Annotated in this window: 14 protein-coding genes and 1 pseudogene; 10 read left to right on the top strand and 5 right to left on the bottom strand. The window is 72.7% G+C overall.

Going from position 1 to position 13,720, the window contains the following annotated elements; genetic code table 11:
- The first annotated feature begins 40 nt into the window (after positions 1-40).
- The 7 genes from L6E17_RS09455 (at position 41) to L6E17_RS09430 (ending at position 6,391) form a co-directional block, all read left to right on the top strand.
- Positions 41-1,585: an ABC transporter ATP-binding protein gene (locus L6E17_RS09455; RefSeq protein WP_236240422.1), complete on the top strand. Its 1,545-nt coding sequence runs from the start codon at positions 41-43 to the stop codon at positions 1,583-1,585.
- Positions 1,582-2,691, top strand: coding sequence for an ABC transporter permease (locus L6E17_RS09450; RefSeq protein WP_236240289.1), 1,110 nt, complete (start codon positions 1,582-1,584; stop codon positions 2,689-2,691). The genes L6E17_RS09455 and L6E17_RS09450 overlap by 4 nt, the downstream gene beginning before the upstream one ends.
- A 5-nt stretch (positions 2,692-2,696) precedes the next feature.
- Positions 2,697-3,968 (top strand): ABC transporter permease, encoded by a 1,272-nt coding sequence (locus L6E17_RS09445; protein ID WP_374109028.1) that lies wholly within the window; start codon positions 2,697-2,699, stop codon positions 3,966-3,968.
- Entirely contained in the window at positions 3,965-4,372 is a 408-nt protein-coding gene (locus L6E17_RS09440; RefSeq protein ID WP_308315850.1) for a cytidine deaminase, read from the top strand. The genes L6E17_RS09445 and L6E17_RS09440 overlap by 4 nt, the downstream gene beginning before the upstream one ends.
- 105 nt (positions 4,373-4,477) lie before the next feature.
- Positions 4,478-5,755, top strand: coding sequence for a thymidine phosphorylase (locus L6E17_RS09435; RefSeq protein ID WP_236240287.1), 1,278 nt, complete (start codon positions 4,478-4,480; stop codon positions 5,753-5,755).
- Positions 5,756-5,857: 102 nt separating this feature from the next.
- On the top strand, positions 5,858-5,989 hold the full coding sequence (locus L6E17_RS30435; protein ID WP_268984902.1) for a hypothetical protein: 132 nt from the start codon (positions 5,858-5,860) through the stop codon (positions 5,987-5,989).
- 30 nt (positions 5,990-6,019) lie between these two features.
- Complete coding sequence (locus L6E17_RS09430) at positions 6,020-6,391, top strand: STAS domain-containing protein (protein ID WP_236240286.1); 372 nt, start codon at positions 6,020-6,022, stop codon at positions 6,389-6,391.
- On the opposite strand, the gene L6E17_RS09425 is transcribed toward L6E17_RS09430, so the two are convergent.
- The 3 genes from L6E17_RS09425 to L6E17_RS09415 form a co-directional block, all read right to left on the bottom strand.
- Positions 6,315-7,301, bottom strand: a complete 987-nt coding sequence (locus L6E17_RS09425; RefSeq protein WP_236240285.1) for a sigma-70 family RNA polymerase sigma factor — start codon at positions 7,299-7,301, stop codon at positions 6,315-6,317. The two genes, L6E17_RS09430 and L6E17_RS09425, sit on opposite strands and share 77 nt — an antisense overlap.
- A gap of 111 nt (positions 7,302-7,412) precedes the next feature.
- Positions 7,413-8,129, bottom strand: coding sequence for a L,D-transpeptidase family protein (locus L6E17_RS09420; protein WP_236240284.1), 717 nt, complete (start codon positions 8,127-8,129; stop codon positions 7,413-7,415).
- Between the two features lie 100 nt (positions 8,130-8,229).
- On the bottom strand, positions 8,230-9,522 hold the full coding sequence (locus tag L6E17_RS09415) for an MFS transporter (protein WP_236240283.1): 1,293 nt from the start codon (positions 9,520-9,522) through the stop codon (positions 8,230-8,232).
- A 63-nt stretch (positions 9,523-9,585) separates the two neighbouring features.
- Here L6E17_RS09415 and L6E17_RS09410 point away from each other — a divergent pair.
- Positions 9,586-10,547: pseudogene (locus L6E17_RS09410) on the top strand (LysR family transcriptional regulator).
- Between the two features lie 252 nt (positions 10,548-10,799).
- On the opposite strand, the gene L6E17_RS09405 reads toward L6E17_RS09410, so the two are convergent.
- Positions 10,800-11,582: an alpha/beta hydrolase gene (locus L6E17_RS09405; RefSeq protein ID WP_236240282.1), complete on the bottom strand. Its 783-nt coding sequence runs from the start codon at positions 11,580-11,582 to the stop codon at positions 10,800-10,802.
- A gap of 163 nt (positions 11,583-11,745) precedes the next feature.
- On the opposite strand from L6E17_RS09405, the gene L6E17_RS09400 reads away from it, so the two are divergent.
- Together L6E17_RS09400 and L6E17_RS09395 are read left to right on the top strand one after the other, a co-directional pair.
- The gene (locus L6E17_RS09400) at positions 11,746-12,885 is read left to right on the top strand and encodes an adenosine deaminase (protein WP_236240281.1); all 1,140 of its coding nucleotides are present in this window, start codon (positions 11,746-11,748) and stop codon (positions 12,883-12,885) included.
- 179 nt (positions 12,886-13,064) lie between these two features.
- Positions 13,065-13,388: an ATP-binding protein gene (locus L6E17_RS09395; RefSeq protein ID WP_236240280.1), complete on the top strand. Its 324-nt coding sequence runs from the start codon at positions 13,065-13,067 to the stop codon at positions 13,386-13,388.
- An 87-nt stretch (positions 13,389-13,475) separates the two neighbouring features.
- On the opposite strand, the gene L6E17_RS09390 is transcribed toward L6E17_RS09395, so the two are convergent.
- Positions 13,476-13,676 carry a PspC domain-containing protein gene (locus L6E17_RS09390; protein ID WP_236240279.1) on the bottom strand — a complete coding sequence of 67 codons (201 nt, stop codon included), beginning with the start codon at positions 13,674-13,676 and terminating at the stop codon, positions 13,476-13,478.
- Between the last annotated feature and the right edge of the window lie 44 nt (positions 13,677-13,720).

Below are 13,720 nucleotides of genomic sequence, written 5' to 3'. Positions count from 1 at the left end.
AGAGTGCGTCATCAACGCGTCCAGCCCCCCCGCCGTCGAACTGCGCGGCATCACCAAGCGCTTCCCCGGCGTCGTCGCCAACCACGACATCCACCTCACCGTCCGCAAGGGCACGGTCCACGCCCTCTGCGGTGAGAACGGTGCAGGGAAGTCGACCCTGATGAAGATCCTCTACGGCATGCAGAAGCCGGACGAGGGCACGATCGTCGTGGACGGCCAGGAGGTCTCGTTCCACAGCCCGGCCGACGCCATCGCCGCCGGCATCGGCATGGTCCACCAGCACTTCATGCTGGCCGACAACCTCACCGTCCTGGAGAACGTCGTCCTCGGCAGCGAGAAGCTGTACGGGATCGGCGGCCGGGCCCGCGACAAGATCAAGGAGATCTCCGACGCGTACGGGCTGAACATCCGCCCGGACGTGCTCGTCGAGCACCTCGGTGTCGCCGACCGCCAGCGCGTCGAGATCCTCAAGGTCCTCTACCGCGGCGCCCGCACCCTCATCCTCGACGAGCCGACCGCCGTGCTCGTGCCGCAGGAGGTCGACGCGCTCTTCGCCAACCTGCGGGAGCTCAAGGCCGAGGGCCTCACCGTCATCTTCATCTCCCACAAGCTGGGCGAGGTGCTGTCCGTCGCCGACGACATCACCGTCATCCGGCGCGGTACGACCGTGGGCACCGCCGACCCGGCCACGACGACCACCAAGCAGCTCGCCGAGCTGATGGTGGGCGCCGAGCTGCCCTCGCCGGAGACCCGGGAGTCCACCGTCACCGACACCGCCATGCTCCGGGTCGACGACCTCCGCCTGGCGGTGACCGACCCCGACGGCATCGTCCGCGAGGTCCTCGGCGGGATCAGCTTCACCATCCACAAGGGCGAGGTCATGGGCATCGCCGGCGTGGAGGGCAACGGCCAGACCGAGCTGATCGAGGCCCTGATGGGCATGCGCGACCCGGACAGCGGCGTCATCACGCTCGACGGCGCCGACATCTCCCACGCCCCGACGCGCAGGCGCCGCGAGCGCGGCATCGGCTACATCCCCGAGGACCGCCACCGGCACGGCCTGCTGCTGGAGTCGCCGCTGTGGGAGAACCGCATCCTCGGCCACGTCACCGAGGCCCCCAACAGCAAGCACGGCATCCTCGACCCCCGCGGCGCCCGCCGCGACACCGAGCGGATCGTGCGCGAGTACGACGTGCGCACCCCCGGCATCGAGGTCACCGCGGCCTCCCTCTCCGGCGGCAACCAGCAGAAGCTGATCGTCGGCCGCGAGATGAGCCACGCGCCGAAGCTGCTCATCGCCGCCCACCCCACCCGCGGTGTGGACGTCGGCGCACAGGCGCAGATCTGGGACCAGATCCGCGAGGCCCGGCGGGAGGGCCTCGCGGTGCTGCTGATCTCCGCCGACCTGGACGAGCTGATCGGGCTCTCCGACACCCTGCGGGTCATGTACCGCGGCCGCCTGGTCGCGGACGCCGACCCCGCCACGATCACCCCCGAGCAGCTCGGCTCGGCCATGACCGGTGCCGCCACCGGCCACCTTGAGCACGACGCGCACGGTCACGACACGGACGGTGAAGGCCGATGAAGAAGTTCGACAAGGACAAGGTGCTGCTGGGCCTGGCCGGCCCGGCCCTCGCGCTGGCCGTGGCCTTCGTCCTCACCTCGATCGTGCTGCTGGCCTCCGGGCGCGACCCGATCAGGCCGTACACCCTGATGATGGAGACGGCTGAGTTCCCGGACGTCCAGGTCCTGATCATCAACCAGACCGGCACCTACTACCTGGCAGCCCTCGCCGTCGCCGTGGGCTTCCGGATGAACCTCTTCAACATCGGCGTCGACGGCCAGTACCGCCTCGCCGCGATGCTCGCCGCCGTCGTCGGTGCCAGCGTCGAGCTGCCCGGTCCGCTGCACCTGCTGCTGATCGTGGTCGTCGCCGTCCTCGTGGGCGCCTTCTGGGCCGGCATCGCCGGTTTCCTGAAGACCACCCGCGGCGTCAGCGAAGTCGTGTCGACGATCATGCTGAACGCCATCGCGACCAGCCTGATCGCCTGGATGATCCTGCCGTCCAACCTCGGTGTGCAGCCGCCCGGCTCCAACGACCTCACGACCGGTGAGATCGCCGAGTCCGGCTGGATGACCGGCCTGTCGGTCGAGGGCGGCAACATCTACGGCTTCACCTTCGTCGCCTTCGCCCTCGGCGTCGTCTACTGGTTCGTCCTCAACCGCACCCGCTTCGGCTTCGACCTGCGCGCCACCGGCGCCAGCTCGACCGCCGCCCAGGCGAGCGGCGTCGACGCCAAGAAGATGGTGCTCACCGCCATGCTGATCTCCGGCGGTGTCGCCGGTCTGACCGGTATGCCGCTGCTGCTCGGCCAGACCCACACGTACAGCCTGAGCTTCCCCGCGGGCGTCGGCTTCGTGGGCATCACCGTCGCCCTGCTCGGCCGCAACAGCCCCGTCGGCATCTTCTTCGCCGCCCTGCTCATCTCCTTCCTGGAGAAGGCGTCCGGATCCGTGATCGACCCGGAGTTCGAGAAGGAGATCGCCACGATCATGCAGGGCCTGATCGTGATCTCGGTGGTCGTGTCGTACGAGGTCGTCCGCCAGTACGGCCTGCGCCGGCAGCAGCAGAAGGTCGGCGAGGAACTTGCCGCCCAGGCCCGCAAGAACAAGGAGGACGTGGCGGCATGAGCGAGATGGAATCCACGAGCACGGTGACCACCGCGGGCGCCAACGCTCCCGCGAAGGGCGGGGGCCGCCGCAGGCTGTCCCTGCCGGTCGTCCTGCTGATCGTCGCCGCCGGCCTGCTGCTGTTCTCGCTGGTCCGCCTCATCAGCGGCGCCGAGGACCTGACCTCCGTCGGCCAGGTGGCCGGCGCCCTCCAGCTCGCCGTGCCGATCGGCCTCGCCGGACTCGGCGGCCTGTGGGCCGAGCGCGCGGGCGTGGTCAACATCGGCCTCGAAGGCATGATGATCCTGGGCACCTGGTTCGGTGCCTGGGCCGGCTACCAGTGGGGCCCGTGGACCGGCGTGCTGGTGGGCATCATCGGCGGTGCGCTGGGCGGCCTCATCCACGCCGTCATGACCGTCACGTTCAACGTGAACCACATCGTCTCCGGTGTGGCCATCACGATCCTCGCGACGGGCGCGACCCGCTACCTCTCGAACTTCACGTTCGCCGAGGTCGCGGGCGGCTCCTCCAAGCAGTCCCCGCGCATCGACCCCATCGAGCGCATCACCGTCCCCGGGCTGTCGGACTGGCTGAGCGACCTCCAGGAGAAGCACTGGTTCTTCGTCTCCGACCTCGCCGGCGTCCTGGGCGGTCTGGTCACCAACCTGTCGCTGCTGACGGTCATCGCCCTGCTGCTGGTCCCCGGCACGTGGTGGGTGCTGTGGCGCACCGGCTTCGGCCTGCGGCTGCGCTCCTGCGGTGAGAACCCGGTCGCCGCGGAGTCCCTCGGCGTCAACGTCTACAAGTACAAGTACATCGCGGTGCTCGTCTCCGGCGCCCTCGCCGGCCTCGGCGGCGCGTTCCTCGCGATCGTCTCCACCGGCATCTACCAGGAGGGCCAGACCGGCGGCCGCGGCTACATCGGCCTCGCCGCGATGATCTTCGGCAACTGGATGCCGGGCGGTCTCGCCCTGGGCGCGGGCCTCTTCGGCTTCACCGACAGCCTCAAGCTGCGCGGCGGCGCCGAGAACGTCCACGCGATGCTGCTCCTGCTGGCGATCCTGCTCGTCATCGCCGCGGGCTGGACGCTGTACAAGAAGAAGTACCCGGCCGCCGTGCTCTCCGTCGTGGTGGCGGCGGGCCTGTTCACCTGGTACGCGCTCACCGACGCGCTGCCCAGCCAGTTCGTCGACGCAGCGCCGTACGTCACGACGCTGCTGGTGCTGGCCCTGTCCGCACAGCGGCTGCGGCCGCCCAAGGCGAACGGCCTGCCGTACAAGAAGGGCCAGGGCAAGTGACGACGCCCGCGCAGGAACCCCCCTTCGACTGGGAGGCCCTGCACGCCGCCGCCCGGGAGGCCATGGCGCACGCCTACGCGCCGTACTCCGGCTTCTCGGTCGGCGCGGCCGCGACGGCCGACGACGGACGGGTGGTCTCCGGCTGCAACGTGGAGAACGCCTCCTACGGCATCGGCCTGTGCGCCGAGTGCGGGCTCGTCTCGCAGCTCCAGGCCACCGGCGGCGGCCGGCTGACCCACTTCGTGTGCGTCGACGGCCGCGGCGAGACCCTGGTGCCGTGCGGCCGCTGCCGCCAGCTGCTCTACGAGTTCGGCGGCGGCGAGCTGCTGCTGGACACCCCCGACGGCATCCGCACGCTCGACGAGATGCTGCCGCAGGCCTTCGGCCCGGAGCACCTGACCTGATCTGCGCGGCCCTTCTGCTTCCCCTTGGCAGAAGGGCCGCGCCACTTGCCCCTCTCTATGCGCGTAGATGCCTCGGCGCGCACCGCTGGAAGGAACACTGAGCCCATGGACGCGATTTCCGTCATCCGTACGAAGCGGGACCGTGGTGAGCTGACCCCCGAGCAGATCGACTGGGTCATCGACGCGTACACCCGCGGCGAGGTCGCCGACGAGCAGATGTCCGCCCTGGCGATGGCGATCCTGCTCAACGGTATGAACCGCTCCGAGATCGCCCGCTGGACCGCCGCGATGATCGCCTCGGGCGAGCGCATGGACTTCTCGTCCCTGTCCCGCCCCACCGCCGACAAGCACTCCACCGGCGGCGTCGGTGACAAGATCACCCTGCCGCTGGCCCCGCTGGTCGCGGCGTGCGGCGCCGCCGTCCCGCAGCTCAGCGGCCGGGGCCTCGGCCACACCGGCGGCACCCTCGACAAGCTGGAGTCGATCCCCGGCTGGCGCGCGCTGCTGTCCAACGAGGAGATGCTGCACGTCCTCGACACCACCGGCGCGGTCATCTGCGCGGCCGGCGACGGTCTCGCCCCGGCCGACAAGAAGCTGTACGCGCTGCGCGACGTCACCGGCACCGTCGAGGCCATCCCGCTGATCGCCTCCTCGATCATGTCCAAGAAGATCGCGGAGGGCACCGGCTCGCTGGTCCTCGACGTGAAGGTCGGCTCCGGCGCCTTCATGAAGAACATCGAGGACGCCCGCGAGCTGGCCTCCACCATGGTCGGCCTCGGAACCGACCACGGCGTGAAGACCGTCGCGCTCCTCACGGACATGTCCACCCCGCTCGGCCTCACCGCGGGCAACGCCCTGGAGGTCCGCGAGTCCGTCGAGGTCCTCGCGGGCGGCGGCCCGGCGGATGTCGTCGAGCTGACCGTCGCCCTGGCCCGCGAGATGCTGGAAGCCGCCGGGATCACGGACGCCGACCCGGCGAAGGCCCTCGCGGACGGCTCCGCCATGGACGTCTGGCGCCGCATGATCGCCGCGCAGGGCGGCGACCCGGACGCGCAGCTGCCGGTGGCCCGCGAGCAGCACGTGGTCACCGCGCCGTCCTCCGGTGTCCTCACGCGGCTGGACGCGTACGGCGTCGGCGTCGCCGCCTGGCGCCTCGGCGCGGGCCGGGCCCGCAAGGAGGACCCGGTGCAGGCCGGTGCGGGCGTCGAGCTGCACGCCAAGCCCGGCGACACCGTCACGGCCGGCCAGCCGCTGATGACCCTGCACACGGACACCCCGGAGAAGTTCGACTACGCCCTGGCGTCCCTGGACGGCGCCTGGGACATCGCCGGCGAAGGCGCGGCGTTCACCCCGCAGCCGATCGTCCTGGACCGCATCGCCTGACCCTGCCAAGGCATATGCCCCCTGCGGGCGAACGGGACCGGTGGCTCGCCACCGGTCCCGTTCGGCATGCCGGACTGCCTGACGTCCGAAGAGGAGCACCCCGTGAGCGCACTCGCCGTCGAGTCCGGACCGGGGAGCGGTTCCGGCTGGGACGGCATCGTCCGCGTCCGGGAGGACGTGAACGCGCCCGAGGGCTGCAAGGTGGGCCGGTTCTCCGTCCCCCCGCTCCGATGAGTTCCGGGCCCTGACCGGGTCCCTGTTCATGTGAAGAACAGGGACCCCCTCGTGCTGAAGCTCACCGGCCCCCTCGAACCCCCCGACGTCCCCGGCCTCTGCGCCGCCCTCGCCGAGCAGCTCGGCGCCCGCGCCTCCCCGCAGGACGGCGACGTCGTCGTGGACGTCACCGGCCTGGGCCACCCCACGCTCGCCGCCGTCGACGCCCTGGCCCGCATGCAGCTCACCGCCCGCCGCCTCGGCCACCGCCTCACCGTCCAGGGCGCGGGTCCCGAACTGCGCGCGCTGCTCGACCTGGCCGGGCTGGCCGGCGGGGTCATCCCCCTCAGCCCTCCGCCGGCTCCAGCCGCTCGGGCAGACCGAACAGCGGGAACCAGCGCTGCACGTCCAGGAACGACGTGATCCCGCTGACCTTGCCGTCCGCTATCTCGATCACCATCAGGGCCCAGGGGCTGTACCCGCCCTGGGGATCGGGGTGGTAGTGGGCGAACGCGGGCGTGCCGTTGGCGACCGTCGGCACGAGGCGCGAGCCGCGGCACACCGAGCCGACGCCCAGCATCCAGCCCACGATGTCGTCGTGGCCCCGCAGCCACAGGTCGTACGGCGGCATGGACAGCGTGGCGTCCTCGTGCAGCAGGGCGGTGAGCGCCGCCATGTCGTACGCCTCGAACGCGGCCACGTACCGGTCGAGCAGGTCGCGCTGCCCGGCGTCCAGCGGGTCCGCCGGCTGGGTGCGCGCCGGATCGTGCGCGGCCAGGGTCGCGCGGGCCCGCTGGAGCGCGCTGTTCACGGAGGCGACCGAGGTGCCGAGCAGTTCGGCCACCTCGCTCGCCTTCCACGCCAGCACCTCCCGCAGGATCAGCACCGCCCGCTGCTTGGCCGGCAGGTGCTGGAGCGCCGCCACGAACGCCAGCCGCACGGACTCCCGGGCCAGCGCGGTCTCCGCCGGATCGGACGCCTGCGGCAGCACGCGCCCGTCCGGCACCGGCTCCAGCCAGGTCGCCTCGGGGCGGGAGTGGAGCTGCGCCCGCGACACCGGCACGGGCTCCGTCAGGTCCATGGGACGGGCCCGGCGGTTGCCCGCGTTCAGCGCGTCCAGGCACACGTTGGTGGCGATCCGGTACAGCCATGAGCGGAGCGACGAGCGGCCCTCGAACTTCTCCAGGGACCGCCAGGCGCGGATCATCGTCTCCTGCACCGCGTCCTCCGCCTCGAACGCGGAGCCCAGCATGCGGTAGCAGTAACCGGTCAGCTCCGTCCGGTACTCCTCAAGCCGGGTCTCCGTGTCCTCGGGCGCAGCCGCCTCGGCCATCCCGACCACCCCTGTCGCGCTCGCTCGTGCCTGCCTGCATGGGTTGTGCGTACCTCTCGGACGCTACAGGAAGGCACTGACAGCGGCCCCTCAACAGGGGTCCGCCGCAGGTCAGGTGCCGGGCTTGCGGCCGTAGACGTACACGTCGTCGCCCTTCTTGAGCAGCTTCCAGTACGCCTGCGCGTCCTTGGGCCGCATGTTCACGCAGCCGCCCGAACCCGGCGGGTTCCACATCGACTTCTCCGTCGAGTGGAAGGCCTGGCCGCCGTCGAAGAACTGCGAGTACGGCATCCACACCTTGTAGATCGTCGACCAGTGCTTGACGTTGCGGTGGTAGATCCGCTTGAGGCCGGTGCGGGTCTCGGCGCCGTCGCGGCCCGTGCGCACCGGCACCGGCCCGTACACCAGCTTCGACCCGTCCTGGACCCAGCTGAGCTGCCGGGTCAGGTCCACGCACGCGATCCGGCCCTTGTTCACCGGGCACTTGCCGGCCTTGTTCGGGGTCTTCCCGGCCGCCCGCTGCTGCAGCATCGTGTCCATCGTCCGCCAGGTGAGCGGCCCGGCGTACCCCATGTCCGGGGTGATGCCGTGCTTCCGCTGGAACGACTGGATGGCCCGGCAGTCCGCCGGCGACTGCCTGCCGTCCACCGGCCGCCCGAGGAACCTCTCCACCTGCTTCTGGTGCGGCCCCGCCTTGGTCGTGCAGGCCGTGGCGGCCTGCGCCGTCCCGGCCCCCACCGCCGCCGTCAGCGGTACGACGAGTCCTGTGACGGCGAGCGCGACCCCGCCGCGCCACCGCCGCGCCCCGCCCGGACCACTCCTGCGCATACGCCCGCCCCCTCGCGTCCGTTGTGCTTGTCGTACCTGTAGGACGTGCGGGGGCGGCGCATGGTTACGGTCGGAAGCCCGCCTTTTCCGCGGCCCCGGGTCAGCGGCCCGCCATCGCGGGGTGCGCGCGCCGGGCGCGGGCGCGACCGGCGAGGCGGCGCTCCTCGACGCGGGCGCTGTGGGTGCCGTACAGGGTGATCGAGACGACGCCGAGGACCGCGACCAGGCCCAGCAGGACCGTGCCCGACCAGCCGCCGGAGTGGAACGCGACCGCGCCCAGCGTGCCGCCCGCGCTGCTGCCGAGGTAGTACGCCGACTGGTACAGCGCCGACGCCTGCGCCCGGCCCTCCGTCGCGGTGCGGCTCACCGCCGCGGAGGCGACCGCGTGCCCGGCGAAGAAGCCCGCCGTGATCAGCACCAGGCCCGCGAGGACCGCGGCCAGCGAGGCGGACAGGGACAGCAGCAGCCCCGCCGCGGTCGTCGCCACCGCCAGGTACAGGGCACCGCGCCGGCCCATCCGGCCCACGAGCGTGCCGGCGGCCGCGGACGACGCCGTCCCCACCAGGTACACCAGGAACACCGAGCCCACCACGCCCTGCGGCAGCGAGAAGGGAGCCTCAGCGAGCCGGTAGCCGATCACCGTGTAGACCGCGCCGAACACCGTCATGAACAGGGCGCCGATCGCGTACAGCCGCAGCAGCAGCGGGTCCGACAGGTGCGTGCGCACGGTGCGGGCCACCGCCCGCGGGTCGAGCGGCGCCGGCGCGAAGTGGCGGGCCTTCGGCAGCAGCAGCCGGTACGCCACCGCGCACACCGCCGCCAGCAGGCCGACCGCCGCCAGCCCGGCCCGCCAGCCCCACAGCTGGGCCGCCCAGCCGGTCACGATCCGGCCGCTCATCCCGCCGATGCTGTTGCCCGCGACGAACAGCCCGATCGCCGCGACCAGCGCCTTCGGGCGCACCTCCTCCGCCAGGTACGCCATCGCCGACGCCGGCACGCCCGCCAGGGCGGCGCCCTGCACGGCCCGCAGCACGACGAGCCACTCCAGGCTCGGCGCGAACGGCACCAGCAGCCCGACCGCCACGGCGACGACGAGCGACGTGGTCATCAGGGCCCGCCGGCCGAACCGCTCGGACAGGGCGCTCAGCGGCAGCACGCACAGGGCCAGCGCGCCGGTCGCGGCGGAGACCGTCCAGCTCGCCGCGGAGGCGCTCACCGCGAAGTCCGCGGAGACGGCCGGCAGCAGGGCCTGGGTCGAGTAGAGGAGGGCGAAGGCGGCGAGTCCGGCGGCGAAGAGCGCGAAGCTCATGCGGCGGTAGCCGGGCCGTCCGGGGGCAAGGCGCGTGTCGGCGTCCACGGCTGCCGTGGACGCCTTGGTACTGGCGGGAGACATGTCTCGAACGTACGGACGCGGCCGTTCATGCGTCCAATGCATGAAACGGCTTTAATCATTCCCATGGTGCATGACTACAGGTCACAGCCATGGCTGTCACTGAACAGTAACGAAGAAGAAATGGGTCTGCTGCTCGCCCCTCGCCTCGCGTACTTCGCGGCGGTGGCCAGGCACGAGCACGTGACCCGGGCGTCCCTCGACACGGGCGTACCGCAGTCGACCCTGTCGCGGGCCGTCGCGAAGCTGGAGGAGGACCTCGGCGTGACGCTCTTCGCCCGCACCGGCCGTACCGTCTCCCTGACGCCGGCGGGCCGCACGTTCCTGCTGGCCGCGGAGCGGGCCCTCGGCGAGGTGGAGCGGGCCGCCGAGGCCGTACGGGCCGACGTCGACCCCAGCGCGGGGCGGGTCGCGTTCGGGTTCCTGCACACGATGGGCTCGGAGACGGTGCCGGGGCTGCTGCGGGCGTTCCGCGTCGACCACCCGAAGGTCCGCTTCACCCTGGTCCAGAACTACGGCGAGGCCATGATCGAGCGGCTGCGCGCCGGGGAGCTCGACCTGTGCCTCACCTCACCGGTGCCCGACGCGCCCGACCTGGTCGCCCGCCGCCTCGACGAGCAGCGGCTGCGGCTCGTCGTGCCGGACGACCACCGGCTGGCCGCCCGCAAGCGGGTCCGGCTCGCCGAGGCCGCCGACGAGGCGTTCGTGACGCTGGAACCCGGCTACGGGCTGCGCCGCATCACCGACCACCTGTGCGCGGAGGCGGGCTTCCGGCCCCGTATCGCCTTCGAGGGCGAGGAGGCCGAGACGCTGCGCGGCCTGGTCGCCGCGGGCCTCGGCGTCGCCCTGCTGCCGCCGCCCGCCGTGCCCCGCCCCGGGGTCGTGGAGCTGACGGTGACGGCGCCGCGGGCAGTGCGCGAGATCGGTGTCGCCTGGCAGGCCGGCCGCCCGACACCCCGCCGGTGGCCGCCTTCAAGAAGTTCCTGCTGTCCCGCCGCGGCAAGCTGCTGAGCGAGGCGATCCACTGACCCGGCGCCCGGGTCCGACCCGCCGCCCCCGCCCCGCCGCACCCCGCGGCCGGGGCGTACGGCTGCGCGGCGCTGCCGACCCGCCCGCCCGGCTCAGCCGGACCCGGCCCGCCGCCCGCACCTCGCCGCGCCCGGACCCCGCCCGTACGGTCGTCGCACCCCGCAGACCGCGCGGTCACCGGCGGCCCGCCGCGCCCGGCCGCACGCACCCCGGCACGCGCCCCGCGGACCGCACGGTCGCGCCGCGTACGGTCACGGGCGCAGCGACCTCCCGAACCCCGCGGCCAGCGGCATCCGCAGCCCCAGCGGCGGCGGCGCCGCGAACGCGTCCGCGACCGGCCGGGAGAACGGCCGGCCGAAGAGCGACCCCAGCACGAAGTCCGCCGCGAGCGCCAGCACTTCACCGTGGTGCTGGCGCAGCGCGTGGCCGTCCGAGTGCACCTCGAACCGGCACGTGGACCGGTTCGCCTTCTTCGCGCGGATCGCCAGCCGGTACGACAGCTCCGGGTGCGCGGTCTCGTCCGTCGTGCCGTGCACCACCATCACCTGACGGCCCAGCAGCTGCCGTACGGGCTCCGGCTCGGCCGCCACGTCCTCCCCGGGCAGCCACGGCGCCAGCGCCAGCACGGACACGACGGCCGCGTGGTCCGCCGCCCGCAGCGCGGCGCGCCCGCCCATGCCGTGCCCCACGAGGCAGACCGGCACGTCCCCGTGGCGCCGCGCCACCTCCCCGACCGCCCAGCGGGCGTCCGCCGCGAGCCGGGCGTCCGCGCCGTTCCAGCCGCGCCCCCGGTAGCGCACCACGTGCGCCACCAGTCCGTGGTCCCGGCCCGCCGCCCGCACCAGGCTGCGCCCCAGCGGCCGCAGCGCGGCGTGCGCCAGGAGCGAGGGCCCGCGCCCCGACTCGGGTACGCCGTCGGGGAGCAGCAGCACCACCCCGTCCACCACCCCCGATGCTCCCGGGTCCCTCACCGGCCGTCCCAGCCGGGGCGCCCGGACATCCCCTGAGCCCGGGCCTACGAGTGCGTGTGCCATGGCAGAACAGTCTCAGAAGGATGGGTGTACGCCACTCGTCCAACCGGTCACTGTTGCGTATCGGGCGGCGGATCGGCCGGTCCTCGCCCCTCGTCCGCCGCCACCCGGCCCGCCCCCGCGTCGCACCCGTGCCCTCTACGCGCGTAGGGGCTACAGTGCGGAAATGACGAGCCAGAGCCCCTCCACGGCCGCCTCGCCGGCCACCGCGACGCCCACCGCGGACCAGATCCGCCGCGCCCCCAAGGTGCTGCTGCACGACCACCTCGACGGCGGGCTCCGCCCCGGCACGGTCATCGAACTCGCCCGGGACAGCGGCTACACGGCCCTGCCGGAGACCGAACCCGACAAGCTCGGCCTGTGGTTCCGCGAGGCCGCCGACTCCGGGTCGCTCGAACGCTACCTGGAGACCTTCGCGCACACCTGCGCCGTCATGCAGACCCGCGACGCCCTGTTCCGCGTGGCCGCGGAGTGCGCCGAGGACCTCGCCGAGGACGGGGTCGTGTACGCGGAGGTGCGCTACGCCCCCGAGCAGCATCTCGAAGGCGGGCTCACCCTGGACGAGGTCGTCGCCGCCGTCAACGACGGCTTCCGCGAAGGGGAGCGGCGGGCCCGCGAGAGCGGCCGCCGCATCCGCGTCGGCGCGCTCCTGACGGCCATGCGGCACGCCGCCCGCTCCCTGGAGATCGCCGAACTCGCCAACGCACACCGCGACACCGGTGTGGTGGGCTTCGACATCGCGGGCGCCGAGGCCGGCTTCCCGCCCACCCGCCACCTGGACGCCTTCGAGTACCTGAAGCGGGAGAACAACCACTTCACCATCCACGCCGGCGAGGCGTTCGGCCTGCCGTCGATCTGGCAGGCCCTCCAGTGGTGCGGCGCCGACCGCCTGGGCCACGGGGTGCGGATCATCGACGACATCGAGGTCGCCGCCGACGGCGCGGTCACCCTCGGCCGGCTCGCCGCGTACGTCCGCGACAAGCGCGTCCCGCTGGAGATGTGCCCGACCTCCAACCTGCAGACGGGCGCGGTCTCCTCGTACGCCGAGCACCCCATCGGCCTGCTGCGGCGGCTGCACTTCCGGGTCACGGTGAACACCGACAATCGTCTGATGTCAGGAACGAGCATGAGCCGGGAATTCGAGCTGCTGACCGAGGCCTTCGGCTACACGCTCGACGACCTCCAGTGGTTCACGGTCAATGCGATGAAATCAGCATTCATTCCTTTCGACGAAAGGCTGGCGATGATCAACGACGTGATCAAGCCCGGATACGCCGAGCTGAAGTCCGAGTGGCTGTTCGGCTAGGCGGCGCTGACCAGCGCATCCACAGCCGGGATGCGGGGGAGGGGCCCGCGTCCCGCCGGCTTCGGGGGCCTCGGAATTCCGTTGACCCCCAGGTTTCAGGTGATTGCGGAGGGTGTTGCGCGGTGGCTAAGTTGCAGAGCCGCTCATCTCCCCCGAGTTTCCCCCAAGGACGATTTTCGATGAAGCAGTCCGCTGCCAAGTCCCTCGGTGTCGCCGCGCTCGGTGCCGCTTTCGCCGCCGCCTCCGCGGGCAGCGCCGCCGCGCTGACCTCCGTCCCCACCGGCCCCGCCCTGGAGACCGTCACGCAGGCCGTTCCGGTCGGCGAGGTCGCCGGCCACCTCCCCGGTGGTGCGGGCGAGGCCGTCGGCCTCACCCAGGGCGCCGTGGAGATGGCCACCCAGGCCGCGCCGGACGTCCCGGTCGACACCCCCGCCGACCCGGTCCTGGGGCTGCTCGGCGGCCTGCCCGTCGGCGGCGCCCTCGGCCAGGCCGGCCTCGGCTGACCCGCACGCGCACACGAAGACGGCGGTGGGCGCCCCTCCAGGGGGCGTGCCCACCGCCGTCTTGCCGTACGGGGACGACCGGTCCGGCTACCAGGCCGCGTTCGCGGGCTTGTCCTGCGGCAGCAGCAGCCACAGCGCCAGATAGAGCAGGAACTGCGGGCCCGGAAGCAGGCACGACACCACGAAGATCACACGCATCGTCGTCGCCGAGGTGCCGAAGCGCCGCGCCAGGCCCGCGCACACTCCGCCGATCATGCGTCCGTCACGGGGGCGGGTCAGTGCGGCCATGGTGGGCTCCTAACTGAAGCGTCGAGGAAGCCTCCGTAGCGGGC

It is taken from the genome of Streptomyces sp. CC228A (assembly GCF_021390935.1).
Taxonomy (GTDB): Bacteria; Actinomycetota; Actinomycetes; order Streptomycetales; family Streptomycetaceae; genus Streptomyces.
Note: the sequence above shows the minus strand (reverse complement) of the source record. Positions and strands in the feature narration are given on the sequence as shown.

Coding starts and splice junctions, on each gene's coding strand:
- L6E17_RS09450 (WP_236240289.1), top strand. CDS start 1,582: ATGAAGAAGTTCGACAAGGACAAGGTGCTGCTGGGCCTGGCCGGCCCG.
- L6E17_RS09445 (WP_374109028.1), top strand. CDS start 2,697: ATGGAATCCACGAGCACGGTGACCACCGCGGGCGCCAACGCTCCCGCG.
- L6E17_RS09435 (WP_236240287.1), top strand. CDS start 4,478: ATGGACGCGATTTCCGTCATCCGTACGAAGCGGGACCGTGGTGAGCTG.
- L6E17_RS09425 (WP_236240285.1), bottom strand. CDS start 7,301: ATGGCCGAGGCGGCTGCGCCCGAGGACACGGAGACCCGGCTTGAGGAG.
- L6E17_RS09420 (WP_236240284.1), bottom strand. CDS start 8,129: ATGCGCAGGAGTGGTCCGGGCGGGGCGCGGCGGTGGCGCGGCGGGGTC.
- L6E17_RS09415 (WP_236240283.1), bottom strand. CDS start 9,522: ATGTCTCCCGCCAGTACCAAGGCGTCCACGGCAGCCGTGGACGCCGAC.
- L6E17_RS09405 (WP_236240282.1), bottom strand. CDS start 11,582: ATGGCACACGCACTCGTAGGCCCGGGCTCAGGGGATGTCCGGGCGCCC.
- L6E17_RS09400 (WP_236240281.1), top strand. CDS start 11,746: ATGACGAGCCAGAGCCCCTCCACGGCCGCCTCGCCGGCCACCGCGACG.
- L6E17_RS09395 (WP_236240280.1), top strand. CDS start 13,065: ATGAAGCAGTCCGCTGCCAAGTCCCTCGGTGTCGCCGCGCTCGGTGCC.
- L6E17_RS09390 (WP_236240279.1), bottom strand. CDS start 13,676: ATGGCCGCACTGACCCGCCCCCGTGACGGACGCATGATCGGCGGAGTG.